Origin of the sequence: Dysgonomonas sp. 37-18 (assembly GCF_001899125.1) — a bacterium.
Taxonomy (GTDB): Bacteria; Bacteroidota; Bacteroidia; order Bacteroidales; family Dysgonomonadaceae; genus Dysgonomonas.
Map to the genome: position 1 here is coordinate 24,624 of NZ_MKVC01000040.1, position 24,107 is coordinate 48,730.

Here is a 24,107-nt window from a genome sequence, read left to right on the forward strand (position 1 = left end):
TTGCTGTATAAAAAATATACAACAAAGATACACAAGTTTTTATTTCTTTCTGTGAATTCCGCCAAACATTTGCCTCAAGCGCATTGTAATTACACCGATTACACCTTCAGCAAAAATACCGGAGCTCATTTTTGAAGTACCCAACATCCGATTAACAAAAATAATAGATACCTCTTTTATATTAAATTTCAAACAATGTGCCGTATACTTCATTTCCACCTGAAAGGCATATCCTTTGAAGCGAATATTGTCCAAATCAATAGTTTCTAGAACTGCACGCCGATAACAAACAAATCCGGCTGTAGAGTCATGTACCTTCATGCCCGTAATAAAACGCACATATCTGGAAGCAAAATAAGACATCAAGACCCTGCCCATAGGCCAGTTTACAACGTTTACGCCACTACAATAGCGTGAGCCTACCGCTAGATCGGCTCCTTGATTAACACATGCCTCATACAAGCGGAGAAGATCGTTCGGATTGTGAGAAAAATCAGCATCCATCTCATACACATACTCATAACTGCGTCCCAAAGCCCATTTAAACCCTGCGATATACGCCGTTCCAAGACCAAGTTTACCGGCTCTTTCCACAAGATGTAACCTTTCGGGAAACTCTGTTTGAAGCCTCTTTACAATAGAAGCGGTTCCATCAGGAGAACCATCGTCTATAATCAGAATATCGAACTCTTTTGGTAGATCGAACACTGCCCTTGTGATGGCCTCTATATTCTCCTTTTCGTTATAAGTCGGGATAATAACTATTGAATCTGACATTTCCTACAATATATTAAGTTACAAATGTAGCATTTTAAGTATTGATAAATAAAAATTTGCCCGACAAAAAAAACTAAAATATTACGATATCCATTTCGCTAAAAGAACTTTTTCAATGAGATTAAAAAAAATTAATACCTCTTTATGGAATTTCAGAGACTTTAATATCTATTAAGTAGAAAAAGACAAGATTAAGTAACAATTTAAAACATACAGTTATGAAAAACGCAGTAAACCTAAACTCAACAGAATGGTGTGACATAGTTTTTGAAGGGAGAAACAAATCATATGGTGCATTCGCTTTAAGGCAATCTTCTTGGAAACGACACATTCTCGCTTTTGCTATCATCTTAGTTTTTGTAGGTTTTGTAACAGCTCTACCGTTAATCATCAGTACAGTAAAAGCTGCAACAGGTATAAAGCCGGATAATATAACAGATAAATATACAATAGTAGTTATCGATCCGCCATTAAACAAAGTGGATGAGATTGAAAAACCACCAATTCCTGAACCACCTAAATTTATACAAATGACGAAGTTTGTTCCACCAACAATTGTTGATGACACTAAAGTCAATAATGAAGAAGAGATGGTGACAATGGAAGAGGTTGCAAAAGGCAAAGACGCCATTGGAAAATACAAGGTAGAAAATGGTTCTACTGACCCTGATGCTGTCCGAAAAGATATAGAAATCATAATGACACCAACAGATAAGGGCGGAACAGAAAAGAAACCCGAGACATTTATTGCAGTAGAAATCATGCCCCAATTCCCTGGTGGTGAATCCGAAATGTATAAATTTATAAGTGCCAACCTTAAATACCCCGTTGTAGATCAAGAGATAGGAACACAGGGACGTGTTATAGTAAGATTCGTTGTTAGTAAAACCGGTGAAATATCCAACTTGGAATTATTAAAAGGTATCAGTCCGACATGCGACAAGGAAGCAATGAGAGTTATAAAAAGTATGCCAAAATGGATTCCTGGGAAGCAAAGCGGAAATCCTGTTCAGGTATATTTCACAATTCCGATTGTATTCAAACTGAAACAATAGAAGTACTCTGCCCAAGAAGGCTGTATAGCGTTTTTACCTTATCCGATATTGATTTCTCTTCGATCAGGATGATAAAGGACAAGAAAAACACTATTATAGCTTTCTTATTGCTTTTCAGTAAGGTATTTCCAAAAACGTTTTGGCATGTGCTGACGATGCAGTTTTGGATTTATACGTTCTTTTATGGTCATCGACTTAAAATAACCTTTCCACAACTCTTGAAATAACTTTTCATCTTCAGCCATCAACTTTTCATCTAATTTTCCACCCAGCAAATGTTCATCATTATCAAGGGTAATCTCTACCATTGTATCCAGATCATAGTAATACCCATATTTTCTTTTCATATCATAGATAACCCATTTTTGATCCGAAAAGCGATCTTTGAAATGACCAATAGCCAAAGGAAGAGCATTATATCGGGAAAATACAGGTGCAAAGAATATATCGTCAGCAGCTTTTTGAAAACGCACAAACTGTTTCAGATAGAGTTCCTCGTGGGACACTTTCCTAGCCAGTTGACTCATCTGCAAAACATCGCTATCTGCAAAATTCGTTTCTATAGAGATTTTATTATCAAGCGCTTTACGAATATAACGGAACATAAGATCGTCACTTCCTTCTTCCTCCGAAAGCCAAACATAGGTAAGCATGTTGCATGCTCCTTTCGATAGTTTATTTTCTAATCCTTTCCAAACCCGAGTAGCTTTGTCTTCTTGCGTAACCACCGTATAGCTATCATCCATAAACATGGGAGCAATATCTCCTTCTGCAAGTAATTTGTCGGGAAATACTTTTCGGCTATATGCATCAAAGATGGCGGTCAATAAGCCTTCGAATGTTTTATCGTAAAAAAACACTATCATCAGTCGGGGAATATTATAGACAACTGGCTATCATCACCTTTTCGCTTTTTAGGTTCAGTAAGGATTTTGCGAACATACTCCGGCGTAGCTTCGTTGACTGTATACATGGGCAGCTCGTTGCAAGTAATAAAATACTGCGCTTTCTTCATCACCACTCCAATCTTTTTAAGATGTGAGGCATTCAATCTACCATGCCGACGCGAAGTTACAATATACTGGGCTGACTTAACCCCAATACCGGGCACACGAAGAATCATTACATAGTCGGCTTTGTTAATATCCACCGGAAACATCTCGGGATGCCGCAGTGCCCATGCCAATTTCGGGTCTATCTCGAGATCAAGATCAGGATATGCATCGTCTACGATTTCGTCAGCTCTATACTGATAAAAACGCATCAGCCAGTCGGCCTGATATAAGCGATTTTCCCTCACCAATGGAGCCTGCTTTAGTGCTGGCAAACGAGTATCATAACTATTTACCGGAATAAAGCCCGAATAGTATACACGCCTCATCTGTGTCTGTTGATAAAGAACGGAAGATACGCGCAAGATATCCTTATCCTGCTCATTGGTTGCACCTACTATCATTTGCGTACTCTGTCCGGCAGGAACAAAGCGTGGTGCAGAACGAAACTTCCGCCTGTCTTCTATACTTTGTTGCATCCCCTGCTGAATATAACGCATCGGCTTGTATACACTGCGATGATCTTTTTCGGGAGCCAAAAGTTTCAGATTTACCTCTGTAGGTATTTCCAGATTTACACTCATACGATCGGCATACAATCCAGCTTCACTAATCAATTCCTGACTAGCACCGGGTATGCTTTTCATGTGAATATATCCGTTGAATCGTTGTACAGTTCTGAGATTTTTTATGACTCTCACCATACGCTCCATCGTATAGTCTGGGTTGTTGATAACGCCCGAACTAAGAAAAAGACCTTCGATATAGTTGCGACGATAAAACTCAATTGTAAGATCAACCAATTCTTGGACGGTGAAAGTAGCTCTACGAATATCATTACTCCTACGGTTGATACAATATGCACAATCATAAATACAGTAGTTGGTTAGCATAATTTTCAACAAAGAAACGCAACGCCCATCTTCCGTAAAACTATGACATATCCCCATACCACCTACAGTATTCCCGAGTCCGCCCGCTTTATTTTTGCGGACAGTTCCACTGGAAGAGCAAGAAACGTCATACTTTGCCGACTCTGCCAATACCTTCAGTTTTTCGAGTACATTATCATTCATAGAAATACAAAGAAAAGCATTTTAAAAGAGAGGCTATTATAAAATAATTTAAAATAAGACCTTTTGTTGAAAAATAATTAAAGCACTAATTACATGCAATTTACAATAAAATATTTTATTACTATTAAGCAAAATGTATCGTTAAAGTCGAGCATAAAGGCACATGCATCAAATTAGTGTTTAGATATATATTTTAAACTATTTTAACCATGCAAAAAGAGAAAACACAAAGTAAAACTCTGCGGAAATCCTTATTTTGCATATATTTGTAATATCACATCTAATAAATTATTCAGGCCTGCCGTTATGAAAAAAATATGCACACTGATTGCTTTATGTATATGTTATTCTGTATTATATGCGCAAAATACAGACAAACAAATTTACAAGCATGCAGAACTAGAGACAATCCTCAACAATATCAGAGAGAAACATATCCCTGACAAAAGAGTAAAAGTGTTTGATATAAAAGTAGATGATCACGAAAAGAATCCTACATTATCAGGAGTTACATCCGACATTGCTGCATATAATGAATTAATAAAGCAGTCTGAAAAAATCTATGGGAAAAACTTCACGGATAAGATAAAATTATTACCCGATAAAGATTTAGGAGACAAAACTTATGGTGTGATAACCTTATCTGTTGCCGACATCCGAGTTGAAGGCAAATTCTCGGCAGAAATGGCTACTCAGGCTACCCTCGGAACACCAATCCGAATTTTGCAAAAAGATGGATGGAGTCGCATACAAACACCTGATGGATACATAGCTTGGACTCAGGAAATAAATTATCACCCGATGACTAAAACTGAATTTGAGAATTGGAACTCGGCTAAAAAAATAATATTTACAGACTATTTTGGGTTTGCATATTCTGCACCTGATACACAAAGTCAGACTGTATCGGATCTAGTCAGTTGCAACATCCTGAAAGAGGAAGGCGAGGTTGGAGATTTTTATAAAGTATCATACCCCGATGGACGAAAAGCATATATACTAAAAAGCCAAAGTAAAAAATATGAAGACTGGCTTGCCGGAATTACAATATCAGGGGACGACTTTGTGAAAAAGGCATACACCTTGATGGGGATTCCCTATGTATGGGGTGGTACATCGGTAAAGGGTATGGATTGTAGCGGATTTACCAAAACAATAGCACTGATGCACGGTATTATTCTGATGAGAGATGCCTCACAACAGGTACATACGGGCATACCGATTGATGTAAGCAATGGATATGGAAACTTACAACCCGGAGATTTGATGTTTTTTGGAAAAAAAGCTGAAAAGGATAAAAAAGAACGCATACGTCATGTCGCATTTTATATTGGCAACAATAAATTTATTCATGCATCAGGGTATATACGTATCAGCAGCCTCGATCCTAAAGACAATGATTATGACGAAGTGAATACAAAAGAATTTATCAGAGCTTCGCGCATAATAGGGGCCATAGATAAAGAAGGATCGGGAATATGGTCTATATCAAACAATTCATTCTATAAGTAATTCATCATACCTAATATATCGAATCATGTCACAATCGAGACGTAATTTTCTAAAAACAGCAGCTTTAACAACAATAGGAAGTGGATTATTCCCCGGCAATCCATTAGCAGCATTTGCTCAAAACAATAAGAAGACTATTTCATTAAATAAGAAAATGAAATTAAGCTTTAAGCCATACGATCTGCAATTGCGCCATGTATTCACTATTGCTAATTCTTCACGCACAACAACACCTGTTGTACTGACTGAAATTACATACGATGGTATAACAGGCTATGGAGAAGCTTCTCTCCCTCCCTATTTGGGCGAAACCCAAGCTTCGGTAATCGAATTTCTGAAAAAAGTAGATCTCGAACAATTTTCCAGTCCGTTTGAACTGGATGATATACTCACCTATATCGACAAAATAACAGAGAATAATACTGCGGCTAAGGCTTCTATAGATATTGCATTGCATGATTTGGTAGGCAAAATAATGAATCAGCCCTGGTATAAAATATGGGGGTTGGACAAAGAGAAAACACCATCTACAACGTTTACGATTGGTATCGATACGGATGAGATTGTTAAACAAAAAACCAGAGAGGCTGCACCATTATACAATATACTGAAGGTAAAGCTCGGAAGAGAAAATGACAAGCAGATGATAGAGGCTATACGGACAGTAACCGACAAGCCTATAGCCGTGGATGCCAATCAGGGATGGAAAGATAAACATTATGCATTGGACATGATCAACTGGCTAAAAGAAAAAGGTATAGTCATGATCGAACAACCAATGCCCAAGTACAATCTGGAAGATGCCGCATGGATTACAGAAAGAAGCCCGCTACCTATATTTGCTGATGAGTCTTTTCAACGTCTTCAAGATGTGCTGCGGCTAAAAGGAGCTTTCACCGGAGTAAATATCAAGTTAATGAAGTGTACAGGCATGCGTGAAGCTTGGAAAATACAAACTGTAGCACGGGCAGCCAACATGAAAGTAATGATAGGCTGTATGACCGAAACGTCTTGTGCCATCTCTGCCGCAACGCAATTATCACCGGCTGTAGATTGGGCCGATCTGGATGGGAATCTATTGATCAGTAATGACTGCTTCAAAGGAGTAACAGTTATAAATGGTAAGTTACATCTGGATGATAAGCCCGGAATCGGAATAGAGAAAGTCGGGTGATCTAAATAGTTTTTTGATGATGAATTATATTTATTTATCTATCTTTGCATAAATTTAATACATAAGAATACGTGATATTACTAGCTGAAAGCGGCTCTACAAAGACAGAGTGGTGCCTGGTGGACAGAAGTGGAATTGTAGAACATTTCTTGTCCGATGGTATTAATCCTTTTTTCCAGACAAGAAAGGAGATAAGTCGTTCTATTCGGCTACAATTGCCACCGATCTTTTTTAAGACTAAATTCCATACCATACATTTCTATGGTGCGGGCTGTTCTTCACTTGAAAAGAAGAATGTAGTAAAAGCTTCACTTGAAGCCCAGTTTAAAACACCATCGATCATCGAAAGTGACCTTTTGGGTTCGGCTCGTTCCCTATTTAAAAACGAAGCCGGCATTGCTTGTATTTTGGGAACCGGCTCTAACTCGTGTCTATATGATGGGGATACTATAATAAAGAATGTGAAACCTTTGGGATATATCCTTGGGGACGAGGGAAGTGGCGCTTCCTTAGGTAAGATATTTCTTGCAGATTGTTTAAAAGGATTAGCTCCTACTGAGCTTATAGAGCCATTCTACAGAAAGTATAAGATTGATCCGGATGAGATCATGGATTATATTTATTCTAAGCCATTCCCAAACAAACTCTTATCCGTCTTGTCATTCTTTCTATACGAATATCTCGAACATCCTTATATCAATAATTTAGTCAGAAAGAATCTACGATCTTTCTTTGAAAGGAATATCCTTCAATATGAATATACGGAATATCCTATACGCTTTGTAGGATCTATAGCAAAAATGTACTCCTTCATCTTAAGAGAAATAGCTCAAGACTTAGGAATATACATTGATGTTATTATTGAAAATCCGATAAAAGGACTGATTGAATATCATAAGGAAAACGGACAGTTAATATAGATAAGGTATCTATATTACTTTTTATCTTCCTTATTAGCCAGAGTGATTCTTACAGCATTCATACCTTTTTGGCCTCGCTCCAATTCGAATGTCACCATATTGCCTTCTTCAATGGGAACTAAAGTGCTGCTTACATGGAAAAAGTATTTTTCTGTGCTACCTGTGTGTTTAATAAAGCCATACCCCTTATCCTGATTAAAGTATTCTACACGGCCATTGAAGATAGGATCTTCTACATCTTCTTTCTTAGGCGTTGAAATAGCGATATCTTCTATTTCTATATCTTGTTTATTTGTCTGAGTGGGAGGTGTACTGGTTATAACACCATTTTCATCCACATAAGCGATCATATCTTCAAATGAATCGACAGGAGCATTTCGCCTTTCCTCTCTTTTCTGTTGTTTTTCTTTTCTCTTTTGCTGTTTGTTTTTTTCTATTTCTCTTTTGTTAAATGAATTTGATTTTGCCATTAATTATATATTTATGTTTTTATATTTGTTACGCTGGAATTGATAATTGATTCAACTTCTTTCCTGTTAGTTTCTGAATATCATTTAGCATTGCATTCTCTTCCGCCGAACAGAAAGTAAGAGCAGTTCCACTATTACCTGCACGTCCGGTACGGCCGATACGATGCACATAAGTTTCGGGAACATCGGGCAAATCATAATTGATAACCAACTCCAGTTGATCCACATCTATCCCCCTTGCAGCAATATCCGTAGCAATGAGAACTCGTGTTTTTTGCGACTTGAAATTATTCAACGCACGTTGACGTGCATTTTGAGATTTGTTGCCATGAATAGCTTCGCTACCGATCCCTGCTTTACAAAGAAGACGTGCAATTTTGTCTGCTCCATGCTTCGTGCGGGAAAAAACTAAAACAGATTGCTTTTTATCTTTTTTCAACAAATTGATTAACAAGTCTTTCTTTTCTTGTTTCTCTACAAAATACAAATATTGTTTAATAGTATCTATAACAGATGATGCAGGTGTAACTTCTACCTTAAGAGGATCTCGCAGAATAGAGCGAGACAAGGAAGCTATTGTAGATGGCATAGTAGCAGAGAAAAACAAAGTTTGTTTCTCTTTCGGCAACTTAGGCAGCAGACGTTTAATATCATGAATAAAACCCATATCTAACATACGGTCAGCTTCGTCAAGAACGAAATGACGTATAGAGTCCAGATTTATAAAACCCTGATTAATCAAATCCAATAGTCGTCCCGGTGTAGCAACTAATATATCAATTCCTGTTTTTAGTTCATCTGTTTGCGCTTTTTGCTTCACTCCTCCATATATAACACAGTGACGAAGTCCTGTATACTGAGTATAGTCATTGAGGCTGTCGTTTATTTGGATTGCCAGTTCTCGTGTAGGAGTTAATATTAAAGCTCTTATTTCTCTCTTTTTGCCACTAACTTTATTCAAATAAAGTTGCTGAATGATAGGCAGTGAGAAGGCGGCGGTTTTACCTGTACCTGTTTGTGCCAATCCTAAAATATCCCGATTAGTTAAAGCCGGAATAATAGCTTTTTCTTGTATAGGAGTTGGCGTTGTATATCCTTTTTCTTCCAGAGCCTTTAATATCGGCTCAATAATATTTAATTCTTTAAATGTCATAAATAGTTTAACTGTAATCTACTACAGATTTTATAATTGAATAATGTGTTACGAACACTGTGCAACACATTTCCGTAACTTGTTAATAAAATAAACAAGAAAGTTAATTTTGACGTCATTTTTTACGATGGGAAGTTCCGCTAAAACAGTGGCGGAGCAAAACATTGCGAAGAAAGATACAATATAAACTCGATTGTTCAAAAGACAAAGATACGAAAACAAATCGACTTATTGTATTCTTCGGGTTTTATTTGATAAAACCCTCTAGTATATAGGGGAATAAAACGACATAGACGAAATAAAAAAGTGTCCTGAAATAATTTGTATTATTCCAGGACACTTCCTCCTTTTTCCTTTATTTAAACATAAAAGAAAGAATATTTGACATCAGACTGTCTCTTTCTGCTTGATCTTTTATCGCTTCGAAAGGAAAACCAATTACACATGTTTTGTAATCGCCATCATGAGCAATACCGGCACTAAGATTATTCTCTGTATATCTGAATACTGTATAACTATTATCTCCGGCTGGTTCTAAAGCATCAGGTGATTCTACAGCATAAGCTAAGGAATTGAGTTTTGTATAAAACTCATAGTTACCAGAAAATGCAGGGAATGGAGACGCTATTGTTTTTACTTTCCCCTCAACGGCTGCACGCCCTACTCTCCATTTATATTTTAACACATCAGCAGCAAACTTTTGATCTTCTATTTGAGGTTTTTCCGTATCCCACAGATCAGAAGCTACATAAGCTCCGCTTATAAAGATATTTCCTCCTTGTTTACAATAATCAGTAATTTTGCTTTGCAACTCTTTAGTAAATGTCTTGAACTCAACAGGACTTACTCCTCTACCAATTTTTGTCTGTCGTTGTTTCCCTAATATCAAATCTACTAATTTGTAAGAGTTCATATTCACAGCTCCGTCCAATATAGCATCACGGCTTACAGACACGAACGAGTATCCTGCTGCAGCAATAGATCGCCCATGCATAGACGGATAGTCAAATGTATTTCCGGCAACAACTGTTGTTTCATAATTCGCATTGCTTGCACCAAAGCCTGCTGCATCGTCATCCATCCAAGGTATTACCCTCCTGAATTCGTATTGGCTTCCAATATAATTATACTCTACTTTATCCGGCACTCCATGGTCAATAAAGTCTAAAAATCCACCAATGCTATCTCTCGAAGCAAAACTATAAGGAGCAGATAGTCTATCAAATCCATTGACAATAAGCACTTGCCCTTTCTCTTCCGACTTCTTACATACCGAAAGTATTTCAGAAGGAAAGCTTTGCCCTCCTTTGTTTACAGCGGTTATCTTGAAGCTATATAATACTTCTTTTTCGATCGGCATAATCGCACTTGTACCATTCACCACCTTCCCATTATCAAAGTCTCCATCGCCTATACGTGTATATACGATATATTGATCAGGCTTTGCGCTTGGCTCAGTAACATCATCTACCGGCTTCCATTTTAATTCCACCTGAGTATCCCCGGAAAATTGCGCACTAAACGATCTTACAGGTAATGGCTGCACAACATAATCATAGCCATATTGATGAGCCACGAATTTGAGCATACCTTTATATATGGAACGGCTAACGGTAAAACGAAAACGAGGATCGAGCCCATATTTCATATCTGCAAAATTCTGATGCGACAGTAATTCCAACAACATGGTAGGCACATGCGGAACACGGGCTTCGCTATAAGAACGGTTCCACATCTGACGACGAGTCCACTGCGGTTCATACTCGCGGCGAATATCTTTTACGATCTCATCCATTATCAGTTCGGTAAGGTCACGAGAAGCCCAGCGAGTCTTACCATTTTCAAACTTTTCATCATTGTGATGAGTCATATAAATACCGAGGCTTCCAATAATAGAATCGTTGAAGGTAGTACCGGCATCGGTATGAAAAGCCATCGCAAGGTCTATCGGAATATTCAGTCCGTCCTTTTTAGGTAATACCGAAGAACCCCCTGCAATATAATTTACCCAGAAACCTCTACTTTGATAATCGTCGGTATAGTCATTTTTTCCTTCGCTCTTGTTGTATATACTATCGGGAGCACCAGCCCATTGCAACCAGTAACGAGCACCCTCTGTATAACGAGGATAACCGCTCACCTCAGGTTTATAATCTATCGCCGGAAGTTTCTTTATATTGTCATTTTCAATAGTTTCGGAACTTTTAGTATTGTCGGTTACAACACCGCTGGCATGAGGCAGTCTTGCAATATTACCCATTCCTCCTCCTATTTTAACAGCATCAGCAGTCAATATACGTCCGGCTTTATTGCTTTTATTGGTCAATACAACCTTACAATTTTCATTTATACCCTTATCAAAAGAAAAATAACCCAGAAATATCCATGTACCTCCACCCATCTTTTGATTAATACTAAAGTCAGTTTTTCCACCCTTATGATATACTGTATATCGGGCATCATCTGTACTATTAGCTAATGTCTTATAAGATATATACACCCCATATTTACCCTTTTCAGGAATATCAGGAATCCATTCACATCGACTTTCTTCTCCGTTCTTCATTGTCTTTACTTCTTTGTAAGAGCCTGATCTGAATGGATTTTCTCCATCCAGATATGACTCTTTCAAATATGCAAATCCTTCATAGTAGCCAGCTGTCCAGCTGTCTTTTCCATTAATTTCTTTATATATCGATTTATCTTTGTTTCTATCGTTATCTACAATTATTTCATGTCGCTGTATATCACGTTCGCGAGGCAACAAAACATTTGCACCTGCATTTTCGAGCATAGGTACTAAGTATGGCAATACATAACTTTGAGTATATAAATCTTCCACAGTCTGAAAGATACGAGCCCGCTGCCACTCCCAGCGTGCTAACTTTTGTTCGTAATACCATCCGTGGCTTTGCCATATAGCCAGGTGATGATTCAGCAACCCTTGGTCAGCAATGTACGGTTGAGAGAGGTTTGCCACTAATGGTTTATCAAGCATGTTAGCAAATAGCTGCTTTTTTTCTTTTCCAAACAAAACCAAATCTTCTACTTTTCGGGTATCTGTAATCAATTCGACTTTGTATTTTTTATATTTTTCAGGAAGTAGATTTTTGATTTTATTATAAATGGCATCTACTTCATTTTTCTGAAAAGGAATATAGGAAAGGTTTACTCCAGCAAAGAAGCTTATAGTTTTCCCTTTCATGTTGACAGAGTCTATTTTTATTCTCCCTGTTTTTACATCCTTGTTGGCAAATTCTGTCAGGTATGTTCCAATATTATCTTTAATACTATCGGGAATAATTTGAGCTTTTATTTCATTCACTATAAAAAATGAGAGAAATAAAAGAGAAACATTGAAAAAAAAACTCCTTTTCATTATAATTTAATTTATCATAAACGCTCAAAAGAATAACCTCTTTTTGCTAAACCTTTTATAATTTCATTTAATCTCAAATATAATTTATCTTTTCTATCAGGATGAGTTCCTGGATGAATAAGAATTATAGCGCCATCCAATGTATTTGCTTTTTCATATGCAAACAGCTGGTCTATTATCTGTTGAGAAGACATGTAGTTTTTCATATCCGGGGTCGTATAATCGGCAGCTGTTCTCAATCCGGGAGTAAAGTTAATCGTTATCTGATTTTGCGATTCAATTAAGTTCACATTTTCCTTATTATACCACTCATACGGAGGCAAATAATAATTCACATCAGATTGTTTTACTCCATGCTTTTCGAGTTCTTTCATATTTTGCCTTAAATCATTAATAAGGCTATCTGATGTAACAAGAGACTGACCCCTATTTCCCCAAGATGCATACAACAGATGCTTATCTGAATGTCCTCCTACATAATGTCCTTTTTTAATAATTTTATTAATCATTTCTTTATGTTCTTTCATTCGCAGGCAATTTCCTGTAAGAAAAAAAGATGCTTTAATTTTATTATTATCTAAAGTATTGAGAATAGATGAAGCTCCCTCAAATACTGAATCTGCAGAAAAAATTAAATGAATTACTTTTTTATCCGTATTGATTCTAACAGTGGCTCCATAGGCATCAGTTACCGTATTATTTAGTTTACTAGACTGTTTTCTTCCTAATTGCTCCATTATGGAGAGGTAATATATCATGTAACAAGTACCATCGATCACAGGCTCATTAGTTCCATAAGAATCTTGATGAAATACAGCCGGACCATTCTGAAAGGCAGCTAAAGGATCATTACTGCGACTCACTTTTGGGACGCCCAAGAATGTATCATGCCAACCTTCATTAATGGGACCGTCAACCAATCCCCCCAAACGAGTTTCGTCTGTTCTGGAAGAAACGCCTCCTTCAGGAAAGCCTCCTATAAAAGAGAATCCCCAAAGATTACAACCTAAAATCCAATCACGTAAAGCAGCTTCCATCTCTTGAAAAGAACTATCTCCTGAGACCTCTTTATATTGATGAGCATAAGAAGCGGCACCAATAACGGCAAAGTTAGCACACCACACATAAGGCACACCATTCATAAACGGCTCATTTCCTGCACGGTTTCGAATAGTTTGTAATCCTTGACGCATAAAGTCGGTGAATTTTTTACTTGTTACTGTATCTTGAGATTTTGCCATCAGGTGATGTCCTTGATTAACAAAAGGATAGAATTGATAGTGACGTGCAAATCCAAATGCCCACAAAGGATTAACGGGTTCAAGTTGTCCCCAATAGTCTCCTTCGGCACGCCATTTAGGCTCTTTGGTAAGAGTATAAAATGTAGCAGCCGCTAACTCTATATCATCCACATAATTGTCTTCTTCGTAAAAATAAGGGGAAACTACACAAACTGTTTGAGTATTTCCGGGATGCTCAAGAGCAAATTGATAGGCAGGCTCTGCCTTATCTGATAGTACTTGAGCAAAAGTAGGATCTATATTCTTGAAAAGTTCGGCTCCCAAAGCAAAACAGGAAGCAAATTTACCTGCAGAGGAAGCCACTCCGGTAGTACGGTTCAGTTGAATCTCTCCATTTCTGGGATTAGGTAAATCTTGAGGCTCTCCGGTAATAAAATAAACCGGTCGCCCCTTACCAGGTCCCCAACCATAATCAACATTATCGTTTTGAGGCAACCCATAACCGGCATGGTCTCGATCATCAGCTATCTGGTTATACATTTCTTTAGGCGCAGGGTTCATTCTGGATAGCCAGTCTAATCCCCAACGGATTTCATCTAAGATATCCGGAATTCCGTTACTGCCAGGACTAGCATCAGCACGATAATTGTCTTTAAAAATTGTTTTATCTTTTGCCTGATAATAAGCTAACATCATGTGATAGATAGCACTTGCTGTGGTAGTAACATATTGTAATTTATCGTCTGCGTCATGCCAACCACCACGAACATCAATATGTTCCCCAGTACGGGTAGGATGCTCAACAATAAAACCATCATGTTGGTGACAAACGGTACCTAAAAAATTATTATGCCCGCAACGTTGACGGCGCATATAATTGAGCATAAAGTCAACAGACCCTTCGTAAATATCTGCTCCAATCTTAAATTGAGGAGATTTAACGCCGGCAGCTTCAATATAATAATCGCCTTCTCCCTGAACAGAAGAAAAATCGAGACGAAAAGCCGATTTTAATCCCCAATATGCAGCATCTGCAATTTTTCCCAGTCCGCTGTATACTACTTTTCCGGTTTTTGCATCAACAAGAGAAAAATCAGGGGTACCATGTTGAGTTGTAGGCAACACGGGAGGTTGTCCTCTATTGCCACGAAAAGATAAATCGGGGGTAATTTCTTCAGTTGAGATCAACACTGCAACTTTGATATCTTTGGGTAGATATCCCAATTGATTTATCCTTACCCATGAAGATTGTCCATAAGACAGGGAAACCATCATGCAAAAAATAAAAAAAGCGACTAAGCGATGCTGTTTCATGTAACAAAAGATTAAGATAAAAGAAGGAGACAACTTGGCATCCCACGATGTCTCCTTCTATACAGAATGTATAAATCTAATTATATAAAGAAGGTAGAATTTATAACATTATTTATTCCATCCTGGATTTTGAGGTAAATCAACACCTTCCCCTTTATATAAATCGATTTGCCCTGTTGGAATTGAATTTAAATAATTTTTACCAGCATCAAATACTCTATTGTTACTAGGATATACTTTAATATAACCATCATCGTTTAACGTTATATTTTTCTTTTCATTCTCTGATAATTTACTTTTATCTAAATATGCACCTAAAGCAACATCGGGATTTGAAGTATAATCAAGATAATCTCCCTTTTTCCAACGCATAAGGTCATAATAACGAAGCTCTGTCCATGTCATAAGTTCTGCTCTGCGCTCACGACGAATTTCCCATATAATAGAAGAAACAGCTCCTGTCTTATTTTCTAAAACACTTGTACGTTTTGGATCATTGATTGTTACTCCGTCAACCTGAACATTATCCTCAGTTACATATGTAAGTTTTTTTATGCCTGCTCTGGCTCTTAATAGATTGATAGATTTATCCAAATCCGCTTGTGTAATTTCCTTTAGCTCCGCACTCGCTTCTGCATAATTTAGCAATACCTCTGCATAACTAAATATTGGAGCATCAATTGTATTTTGTCCTGTGGTTGTTATATTAGGAGATGCAGAGTTATAGAATAAACTAATAACATATCCTGTAGACGATTTTCTCGATCTTGATAATGATTTATCAGAACCTCTAAAACTTATACCCTCTTTTTCAACCGCTGCTAATAAACGAGGATCCCTATTCTTTAATGTTTCTTGAAAATCCTTAGTTGAAGTATACAATGGTGATTGAGAGATTGGAAGACCATCAGCACACACATAATTTTCAAAAGCTGCCTTTGTCATCCCATTTACAACTGTAGATGTGTTCGTATAAGCCTGAATAGAATTAGCCTGTACTCCAAGAATATATGACTTATATAAAATCATTTCTGAGTTTTTGCTTAAGTCTTCCGAATTATAAACAGACTGATAGGCATCTGCTCCTGTAACTAATTTAAATTTCGTTGAAGCAATAATATCCTCAGCAGCACTTTTAGCATCTTGTAAGAAAACCTTTCCATCCCCAGCATTATGATATTTTCGGTAAGTACCCTCATAAAGACCAATCCTAGCTTTAAGAGCAAGCCCTACATATTTATTTACAGAATTAGCTTCATCGGCTTCCCTTAACAATGTTACGGCTTTATTTATATCTTCACGAACCTTATCCATCACATCGCTACGGCTAGTTCTAGGAAGATACACTACCTGCACATTATTAATATCCGTCACTCGTTTATCGTAATATGGGACATCTCCAAAGCGTTGAACCAATTTATAATACGCTAGAGCCCTATAGAAACGAGCGACACCTTCCCAATGATTTTTGGCTTCATCTGTCATTGGTACAGTAGGTATCTTTTCGAGCATAATATTTGCTCGATTAATATACTCATAATTATCTCTCCATTCTGTGTTAGAGCTACTTGGATTGGGCTGATATGGCAAATAAGAGTTTGCTGTTATATCATCTGAGAAGTTAGCACAAGTTGTAGCTCCTGCACTTTGAAAAAAGAACTCAGCAGTTGTGCCTGTACCGATACCATACGCTTTAAATTGATTGTAAAATTTCCATGCATATGTTTTCACATTGGCTTCACTTGTCCAATAATTTTGATCTGTAAAACCATCGAGAGGGTCTCTTTCAAGGAAATCATTACATGAAGTAAAGAAAGCCATTGTTCCTCCGATTATAGCCAGACTTATATATTTTTTAATTTTCTTCATAATCGTAAAATTTAGAAATTAACTTGTAATCCAAATGACAATGTTCTTGGATATGGATATGTACGCCCCCAAGCAGCTTCTGTCTCATTAATCTCAGGATCGACAGGCAAACGGCTATTCTTAAATTCAGCAAGGTTTTGACCACTGAAATAAACCCTTACTTTATCTACGCCTATTTTGCTAGTTAAAGTAGTCGGTAAAGTATAACCAAGTGTTACATTCTTTAGACGAAGATATGCCATACTTAACAGATATCTTGATTGAGACACAAAATTATTTGATCCGGTTACACCTTGACCTACAGCATTACTTGCATGAGGAAAATATGGATTCGGGAAGAATGCGTCAGTATTATCTTCTGTCCAATAATCCATTTGATGGGCATATAAAGCATCGGCACGGTTATATAAAGGCAAAATTAAGTCAGAACTAGCCCAATAATCACGTTTACCTACTCCTTGGAAAAATACATCGATATCAAATCCATAGAAATTAGCCCCAACACGGAAATTATATTGATAGCGAGGTGTAGAATTTCCTATCACTTTCATATCTCCAGGATTATCTGCAGTACGATCTCCCGATGTGATCTCTCCATCTTTGTCTAAATCTTTATACTTAACGTCTCCAGGACCATATTTAAAGCTACCAGTTATTAATTTCGATTGACTTGCAATTCCTGTTTTAAATGTTCCATCAGCATTAAAATCATCTTTCTGGAAAAGGCGATCAGTCTCAAATCCCCAAATTTCTCCAACCTTCATCCCTTTATAAAATTCGCCTAAAGAATTTGTAGGATTATCCCATTTTGTTACCTCTGTTTGATAATCAGATAAAGCAGCACTAGCATATATCGTTATATCCTTGTTGATCGGATAATTAAAATCTACAGAAAGTTCATACCCTCTAGTTCTTATATCTCCTGCATTAGTTAATGGCGCTGTAGTCCCTGTACCTTGAGGTAGAGTCTTTCCATATCTCAGAATTCCCTTATTTTCGCGTTGATACCAATCAAAACTTATACCGAACATATTGTTTAAGAACTTTGCATCGAGTCCGATATCATATGTTCTTATTTTTTCCCACGACAAGTCTTTATCTACTAAGCCCGGAGCAGCAACTGTAGGAACTAATGTTCCTCCAACAATCCAGTCAGCACTTTCAATGTTCATCATTGGTCGAAAAGCATTTGCCTTTACATTCTGATTTCCAACAGATCCCGCTGATGCTCTTAGCTTCAAGTCATTCATAATATTTTTAATCCCTTGCATAAATGGCTCTTCTGTTATACGGTATCCGACTGACCCTGAAGGGAAAAATGCCCATAAATGACCTATAGGGAAATTAGAAGACCCATCGTATCGTCCGTTAAGTTCTAGTAAATATTTTCCTTTATAATCATAATTCACACGTCCGAAAAATCCAGCAATAGCATATTCGTTGTGCGCAGGTTTTAATATATTCCAAGTCGATGTTGTATATTGAGCCCCCGTTGCAAGCTGTATATCTGGTAGAGCTTGATCCATAACATTTCTACGTTCTGCATAAAAACGCTTGAACTCATTCTTTTCAATATTCGTACCTGCTGTTACTTTTAAATTATGATTATCTGATATTCTTTTAGAATATGTTCCGTACGCATTCAATACATGAGTTTGATCTTTACTATTACCTAATGCAATTTTATCATATGCACTACCTACTGCCTGTACATATTTATATGCTGTTCCCATTATGTTATTAGGATCCCAACCTCCAGACCAAAAGTCTAATAATTGAACAGGATGTCCATTTATTGTACGATCCATTGTTTCAGTTGTAAAACTATATTCTGCTTTAAACTGCAAATCTTTTGTTATATCAGCAGTTAAAGATGCATTAAGTCTCATCAAGTCTGTTTGAAGGGTATTCATATTAGCTGCGTTCATAAAGCCTGGAGCATGACGGAAATACTTTCCTTGATATGTTCCATAAGGGAAATATTGTCCCCAACGCATATAATACCCAAAATATCCGTTTTCCCCTTCGATAGTATTAAGACCGCTGGAATTATAATAATTGAAAGGCTCTTTAAAATCTTTACGAGTAAATAACATACCAACACTTGAAGTCAACCATTTTGCTAGCTTTGTATCAAGACTCAAATTTGCATTATAACGCTTCAATTTATCTGTGTTGATTCTCATGAAACCAGACTGATCAACATAACCTAATGAAATAAGGAAAGTCGAGTTATCACCTAAGCGACCTTGTGCAGAAAGATTATGAGTCTGTTGCGGAGTCCAATCTTTTAACATTTCTTTGTGAGCATCCCATACCCGATAGGTATAAGCACGCCCATCAATAATTTCCCAATCTTCACCATAAATCATTTCTTTGTTATCAAAGGATCTGCTAGAGGCATATTTTTCCTTCCATTTTATAATTCCTGGAAGCAATACATCATGATACATCCCAAAAGATTCAGACCTTGATCCTGGAGTATTACGCTGAGAGGCAGCCATTAGCACAGGAAGCTCATCAACGGGATCTACAAATTTAACCAGATTGCTAGGTTTACTAAAAGCCATATTACCACTATAACTGAATTTAACCTTGTCTCCTTCTGCCCGTCCTTTTTTGGTGGTAATCAATATCACACCAAAAGCAGCTCTTGCTCCATAAATAGAAGCAGAAGAGGCATCTTTTAGAACAGATACATTTGCAATATCAGCCGGATTTATTAATGTCAAATCAGTAGGAACACCATCAACCAATACTAGAGGCTCTCCGGCTTCCTTTCCGTCAATAATAGTTCCAACACCACGAATGTTCATTTTAGCTCCTGCACCTAAATTTCCACTATTATATGTAATTGTCAAACCAGGCGTAATACCTTGCAGCGCTTTTGTCACATCAGTAAGAGGCTTACTACCTAATGCCTTCTCTACATCAACAGAAGCCACAGCCCCTGTTAAGTTTTCTTTTTTCTGCACACCAAAACCAACAACAACAACCTCGCTCATCATTTGAGCATCTTCTATCATTGTTACATTAATTGTTTTTTGATTCCCTATCGCTATTGATTGTGGTTTATACCCCACATATGTAAAAGTCAACGTTGCATTAGCTGTAGTGGAAATACTATATTCCCCATCCATATCAGTGAGAGTTCCGTTTGTTGTTCCTTTCACGGTTACGCTAACACCAATCAGTGGTTCTCCTTTAGAATCTATAACTTTCCCTTGAATAGTTACCTTTGCTTGTTGTTGCTCCATAAATGTATTTAACTTCGTCCCCGAAGCATAAACACTCATGGCAAATGAGCAAACCAGCCCAATAGCTAACAAACAAAGAATTCTCTTTGACAGTGTTTTTCTGTTTGTTTTTGAGTTATTCATAATACTTTGTTTATTAAAATTTTAAAAATACTTTTTCTTAATAAGTATAAAACATGAGAAGATTAAGGATTAATTTTAGGCTTATAGCTTTTTTTTCATACGTTTATTTAATAAAAGGTTATACAAATATTTAATTTCTGATTTTCTTTTTTTATTGAGCAGACAGAACACCAACAATCCCTTCACTAGAAGAAAATAGACATTCTTTATTGCCTACAGGAACTACTGTATTTATTAATGAATTACCTTTTTTATGTTTCCATAATAGTTTGCCCGTTCTCGCATCTAAAGCGAAAACAACTCCATTCTTGGTACTGCCATATACAATATTATCCTTTTCCACTGGCATTGATGGGGCATGATCATATCCATAAACGGCATTAACAGACCATATTTTATTCGGTGTATCACTTAATGCTGAATAACAAACAACACTATCTTGCATTGTTTTACTATACAGTCTGGTTTTATCGATGGATAGGCCTATTGTCTCACGAACCATTGATTCTTTTGTGCGCCAAACTGTGTTGCCCGTTTGTGCATCTACAGCGGTCATTACCCTATCCGGAGCTGTAAAAAACACCTTACCATGTGCGGCTACAGGCCACACTGCTGCCGGAGAAAAATGCATACGAGTCAAACCGCCATTCCATTTCCACAAAAGACCACCCGTCTTTCTATCCAAAGCGTACATATTATTATCCCAAGCTCCGAAAATAACCTTGTCTTCATAAATTAAAGGACGAGTCTCTATATACCCTTCAACCTGACTGTACTCCCAGACAAGCGAGCCATCTTTTATATTTATAGCTCTCATTGTATGATCACTAGCCCCAATATAAGCAATTCCATCTTCAATTGCGACGGCTCCTAAAACAGCTTCTTTAGCCGGATATTTCCATATCTGGTTACCGGTATTTGCATGTATTCCATATATATACTTATCTGCAGACCCAAAAACAACAATATTATTACTTACAGCTGGAGTACCAACAATTCTGTTATTTGTTTTAAAGCGCCAAATCTCCTTCCCGTCTCGCAAAGCCAAACAAGATAGAATGCCCGAATCATCTCCAACATAAACTTTATTCTGATAAACAACAGGGGATGAATATATAGTGTTGCCTATATTTGTAATCCATTTTTCTTTTACTTGAGGATAAATGTGATTTACAGAGTCTGACGGTCGCTTATAAATAGAATTATCTTCAGTGTAATATTTTTTAGATAAAGAATACCCGCCCCATTTTTTAGGCTCTTGTCCTATTTTATGTTCATAAACCAATATTGAGTCTGGTGTTACTCTATATAAGGAATAGCCTCCCAATCCATCCGATTTATCTCGCAAGTTAGATCTATTCAAAATACCGGGTATCCCATCATAAGAAAACAATAGGTTACGATGATAATGACCTCCTAAAATTACTTTAACGTTGTATTTCCTTGCCAAATCTGTTACTTCATACCAATTATCGACATCTCCATCTTGTAAAGGATAGTGTGTTACAAGAACAAAAGGAGTGTTTGGCTTAGCAGATGAAAATTCATTTTTCAACCATGCGATATCTTGCGGAGCAACATGCCCATCCATCATCCGAATTATTGGCCCTGTAGCAAATCCTAGAAATGTAATTCCATTATATTCGAACTTAAATCGTTCTGAGCCGAAAATATGTCCAAAATCAGTAGCACCGGATTCGCTCCATTTAGTCTCATGATTGCCCGATAACGGATAATATTTCACATTAAGTTGATCCAACAAACTTTTTACCTTTTCTAAAGATGCCCTATCTCCCTCTTCAGTTAAATCACCCGTAACCAAAACAAAACTAATATCGGGCGTTTTATTGATCTGATCAACAGTACGTTTTAAATCATTACAAGCCAAAGAATCTTTCGTTACATGCGTATCTGTTACTAGAGCAAAATTGAAACTTTGCCCTTTTATTATTCCAGCAAGCAACAATAAGGATATTAATAGAGGTAAACGGCAAGATAGGTTCTTCATATAAACAAGGTTTGTATAGATTAAGCTGAATAAATAAGATCACTTCCCGACTTGAACTATACAAATATATAAGGTTTTTAGATACATTTTTTGAGTCATTCATCAATTTTAATATTTATTATATTTTATACATAAATTTTATACAATATAATATTCACAAGAGTAAAATAGATACCTAATAGATAATATGTTAGACATATAAAAGAGAAAAAGCACACGAACCCAAATAAGCAGAAAACAATATATATTAATATCATCAAACCACTCCAAATACTAAAAACAACTATAAAAAGAGAAAATACAGACCAAAAATAAGAACTAAACAAAGATACTTAAAGAAATAAATATATAGCAGCATTGCCAACAAAGCAAATATTTGTATATAACACTAAATTATTGTTAATTTAACAATTTATTATAACGATAAAGATGCCTAATTAAAGATATCCTCTTATATTTGTTGTGTAATCCTAATAAAATTAAAGCCACTGAACTATATAATCTCTAATCTCTTATCTTTGGAGTTCGAATTAGAATTAACAATCAAAGGATTAAACTATGAAAAAACTTTTGAATATAGCCCTTTTATTGCTTTTTATGGCAAACATGTACGGACAAAATAGCCCGACGGTTGCTGCGGAATTAACAGAAGAATACATACCATTATTAAAAGATAAACGTATAGCTGTATTATCTAACCATACAGGCATGGTTGGAAATAAACACTTAGTAGATATATTAGTACAAGAGAAAGTTAATGTAACGTCTATCTTCTCTCCCGAACATGGATTTAGAGGTGATGCTGACGCAGGAGAACATGTTTCGAATTCGGTGGACAAAAAAACAGGTATACCTATAAGATCCTTATATGACGGCAATAGTCGCAAGCCAAGTAAAGAAGCGATGGATTCATTTGATGTTATGCTATTTGACATACAGGATGTTGGTCTTCGATTCTACACCTATTATATTACAATGGTAAGACTTATGGATGTATGTGCAGAATATAACAAAAAATTTATCGTCTTAGATCGTCCTAATCCAAATGGACATTATGTAGATGGGCCGATACTAGACATGAAATATAAATCTGGCGTAGGATGGCTCCCGATACCCGTAGTACATGGAATGACTTTAGGAGAGTTGGCTCTGATGGTGAATGGAGAACATTGGCTTAGTGAAAACCATATATGTGACCTGACAATCATTAAATGCAAAAATTACACTCATAAAACTCTTTATGAATTGCCGATAGCTCCATCTCCGAATTTGCCGAATATGAAATCAATATATCTGTATCCATCAACGTGCTTATTCGAAGGGACACCTGTGAGTTTGGGACGAGGTACAACTTATCCATTTCAGGTATATGGTCATCCTCAAATGAAAGGATACGCATTCTCTTTCACACCCAAAAGCATACCCGGAGCAAAGAATCCGCCTCTTTTAAATCAAAAATGCTATGGAGTTGATTTAAGAAACATATCCGACGAAGATATATACAAGAAAGGAATTGATCTCTCGTATATTATAGATGCATATAAAAATTTAAACATGGGAGACAAGTTCTTTACTCCTTTTTTTGAAAAACTCATTGGAGTAAGCTATGTACGAAATATGATCAAACAAGGAAAATCTGCCTCAGAGATTAAAGAAATGTGGAAAGATGACGTTGAAAACTTCAAGAATCAGCGGAAGCCTTATTTATTATACGAAGAATAAAAAAA

At 36.7% G+C, this 24,107-nt stretch carries 15 protein-coding genes; 5 read left to right on the plus strand and 10 right to left on the minus strand.

Features of this window, described 5'->3' with window-relative positions:
• Positions 1-39: 39 nt before the first annotated feature.
• Positions 40-777 (minus strand): polyprenol monophosphomannose synthase, encoded by a 738-nt coding sequence (locus tag BGO84_RS14395; RefSeq protein ID WP_291030212.1) that lies wholly within the window; start codon positions 775-777, stop codon positions 40-42.
• A 218-nt stretch (positions 778-995) separates the two neighbouring features.
• On the opposite strand from BGO84_RS14395, the gene BGO84_RS14400 reads away from it, so the two are divergent.
• Positions 996-1,832 carry an energy transducer TonB gene (locus tag BGO84_RS14400; protein ID WP_291030214.1) on the plus strand — a complete coding sequence of 279 codons (837 nt, stop codon included), beginning with the start codon at positions 996-998 and terminating at the stop codon, positions 1,830-1,832.
• 104 nt (positions 1,833-1,936) lie between these two features.
• On the opposite strand, the gene BGO84_RS14405 is transcribed toward BGO84_RS14400, so the two are convergent.
• Entirely contained in the window at positions 1,937-2,698 is a 762-nt protein-coding gene (locus tag BGO84_RS14405) for a TIGR03915 family putative DNA repair protein (protein ID WP_291030216.1), read from the minus strand.
• Positions 2,698-3,960 carry a putative DNA modification/repair radical SAM protein gene (locus BGO84_RS14410; RefSeq protein ID WP_291030218.1) on the minus strand — a complete coding sequence of 421 codons (1,263 nt, stop codon included), beginning with the start codon at positions 3,958-3,960 and terminating at the stop codon, positions 2,698-2,700. The genes BGO84_RS14405 and BGO84_RS14410 overlap by 1 nt, the downstream gene beginning before the upstream one ends.
• Before the next feature lie 306 nt (positions 3,961-4,266).
• Here BGO84_RS14410 and BGO84_RS14415 point away from each other — a divergent pair, with 306 nt between their 5' ends.
• The 3 genes from BGO84_RS14415 (at position 4,267) to BGO84_RS14425 (ending at position 7,566) form a co-directional block, all read left to right on the plus strand.
• Positions 4,267-5,472 carry an SH3 domain-containing C40 family peptidase gene (locus tag BGO84_RS14415; RefSeq protein WP_291030220.1) on the plus strand — a complete coding sequence of 402 codons (1,206 nt, stop codon included), beginning with the start codon at positions 4,267-4,269 and terminating at the stop codon, positions 5,470-5,472.
• Between the two features lie 25 nt (positions 5,473-5,497).
• A complete protein-coding gene (locus tag BGO84_RS14420; RefSeq protein WP_291030223.1) occupies positions 5,498-6,646 on the plus strand; it encodes a dipeptide epimerase in 1,149 nt (382 codons plus the stop codon).
• Positions 6,647-6,717: 71 nt separating this feature from the next.
• On the plus strand, positions 6,718-7,566 hold the full coding sequence (locus BGO84_RS14425) for a hypothetical protein (protein WP_135104082.1): 849 nt from the start codon (positions 6,718-6,720) through the stop codon (positions 7,564-7,566).
• 14 nt (positions 7,567-7,580) lie between these two features.
• Here the strand turns inward: BGO84_RS14425 and BGO84_RS14430 are convergent, their stop codons facing one another.
• The 7 genes from BGO84_RS14430 to BGO84_RS14460 form a co-directional block, all read right to left on the minus strand.
• Positions 7,581-8,036 carry a cold-shock protein gene (locus BGO84_RS14430; protein ID WP_291030225.1) on the minus strand — a complete coding sequence of 152 codons (456 nt, stop codon included), beginning with the start codon at positions 8,034-8,036 and terminating at the stop codon, positions 7,581-7,583.
• A 28-nt stretch (positions 8,037-8,064) separates the two neighbouring features.
• Positions 8,065-9,189, minus strand: a complete 1,125-nt coding sequence (locus tag BGO84_RS14435) for a DEAD/DEAH box helicase (protein WP_291030227.1) — start codon at positions 9,187-9,189, stop codon at positions 8,065-8,067.
• A 355-nt stretch (positions 9,190-9,544) separates the two neighbouring features.
• Positions 9,545-12,568 (minus strand): xanthan lyase, encoded by a 3,024-nt coding sequence (locus tag BGO84_RS14440; RefSeq protein WP_291030229.1) that lies wholly within the window; start codon positions 12,566-12,568, stop codon positions 9,545-9,547.
• 14 nt (positions 12,569-12,582) lie between these two features.
• Positions 12,583-15,123, minus strand: coding sequence for a glycoside hydrolase family 9 protein (locus BGO84_RS14445; protein WP_291030231.1), 2,541 nt, complete (start codon positions 15,121-15,123; stop codon positions 12,583-12,585).
• Positions 15,124-15,231: 108 nt separating this feature from the next.
• Positions 15,232-16,992 carry a RagB/SusD family nutrient uptake outer membrane protein gene (locus BGO84_RS14450; RefSeq protein WP_291030233.1) on the minus strand — a complete coding sequence of 587 codons (1,761 nt, stop codon included), beginning with the start codon at positions 16,990-16,992 and terminating at the stop codon, positions 15,232-15,234.
• A gap of 11 nt (positions 16,993-17,003) precedes the next feature.
• A complete protein-coding gene (locus BGO84_RS14455; protein ID WP_291030235.1) occupies positions 17,004-20,372 on the minus strand; it encodes a TonB-dependent receptor in 3,369 nt (1,122 codons plus the stop codon).
• A gap of 151 nt (positions 20,373-20,523) precedes the next feature.
• Positions 20,524-22,380: a PQQ-binding-like beta-propeller repeat protein gene (locus tag BGO84_RS14460; protein ID WP_291030237.1), complete on the minus strand. Its 1,857-nt coding sequence runs from the start codon at positions 22,378-22,380 to the stop codon at positions 20,524-20,526.
• 558 nt (positions 22,381-22,938) lie between these two features.
• Between BGO84_RS14460 and BGO84_RS14465 the strand changes: the two genes are divergently transcribed.
• Positions 22,939-24,102 (plus strand): DUF1343 domain-containing protein, encoded by a 1,164-nt coding sequence (locus tag BGO84_RS14465; protein ID WP_291030239.1) that lies wholly within the window; start codon positions 22,939-22,941, stop codon positions 24,100-24,102.
• Positions 24,103-24,107: the final 5 nt, after the last annotated feature.

What these genes read in the sequence shown, in the direction of transcription:
- BGO84_RS14420 (WP_291030223.1), top strand. Translation starts at nt 5,498, where the DNA reads ATGTCACAATCGAGACGTAATTTTCTAAAAACAGCAGCTTTAACAACA.
- BGO84_RS14415 (WP_291030220.1), top strand. Translation starts at nt 4,267, where the DNA reads ATGAAAAAAATATGCACACTGATTGCTTTATGTATATGTTATTCTGTA.
- BGO84_RS14410 (WP_291030218.1), bottom strand. Translation starts at nt 3,960, where the DNA reads ATGAATGATAATGTACTCGAAAAACTGAAGGTATTGGCAGAGTCGGCA.
- BGO84_RS14445 (WP_291030231.1), bottom strand. Translation starts at nt 15,123, where the DNA reads ATGAAACAGCATCGCTTAGTCGCTTTTTTTATTTTTTGCATGATGGTT.
- BGO84_RS14465 (WP_291030239.1), top strand. Translation starts at nt 22,939, where the DNA reads ATGAAAAAACTTTTGAATATAGCCCTTTTATTGCTTTTTATGGCAAAC.
- BGO84_RS14440 (WP_291030229.1), bottom strand. Translation starts at nt 12,568, where the DNA reads ATGAAAAGGAGTTTTTTTTTCAATGTTTCTCTTTTATTTCTCTCATTT.
- BGO84_RS14395 (WP_291030212.1), bottom strand. Translation starts at nt 777, where the DNA reads ATGTCAGATTCAATAGTTATTATCCCGACTTATAACGAAAAGGAGAAT.
- BGO84_RS14460 (WP_291030237.1), bottom strand. Translation starts at nt 22,380, where the DNA reads ATGAAGAACCTATCTTGCCGTTTACCTCTATTAATATCCTTATTGTTG.
- BGO84_RS14405 (WP_291030216.1), bottom strand. Translation starts at nt 2,698, where the DNA reads ATGATAGTGTTTTTTTACGATAAAACATTCGAAGGCTTATTGACCGCC.
- BGO84_RS14455 (WP_291030235.1), bottom strand. Translation starts at nt 20,372, where the DNA reads ATGAATAACTCAAAAACAAACAGAAAAACACTGTCAAAGAGAATTCTT.
- BGO84_RS14435 (WP_291030227.1), bottom strand. Translation starts at nt 9,189, where the DNA reads ATGACATTTAAAGAATTAAATATTATTGAGCCGATATTAAAGGCTCTG.
- BGO84_RS14400 (WP_291030214.1), top strand. Translation starts at nt 996, where the DNA reads ATGAAAAACGCAGTAAACCTAAACTCAACAGAATGGTGTGACATAGTT.
- BGO84_RS14450 (WP_291030233.1), bottom strand. Translation starts at nt 16,992, where the DNA reads ATGAAGAAAATTAAAAAATATATAAGTCTGGCTATAATCGGAGGAACA.
- BGO84_RS14430 (WP_291030225.1), bottom strand. Translation starts at nt 8,036, where the DNA reads ATGGCAAAATCAAATTCATTTAACAAAAGAGAAATAGAAAAAAACAAA.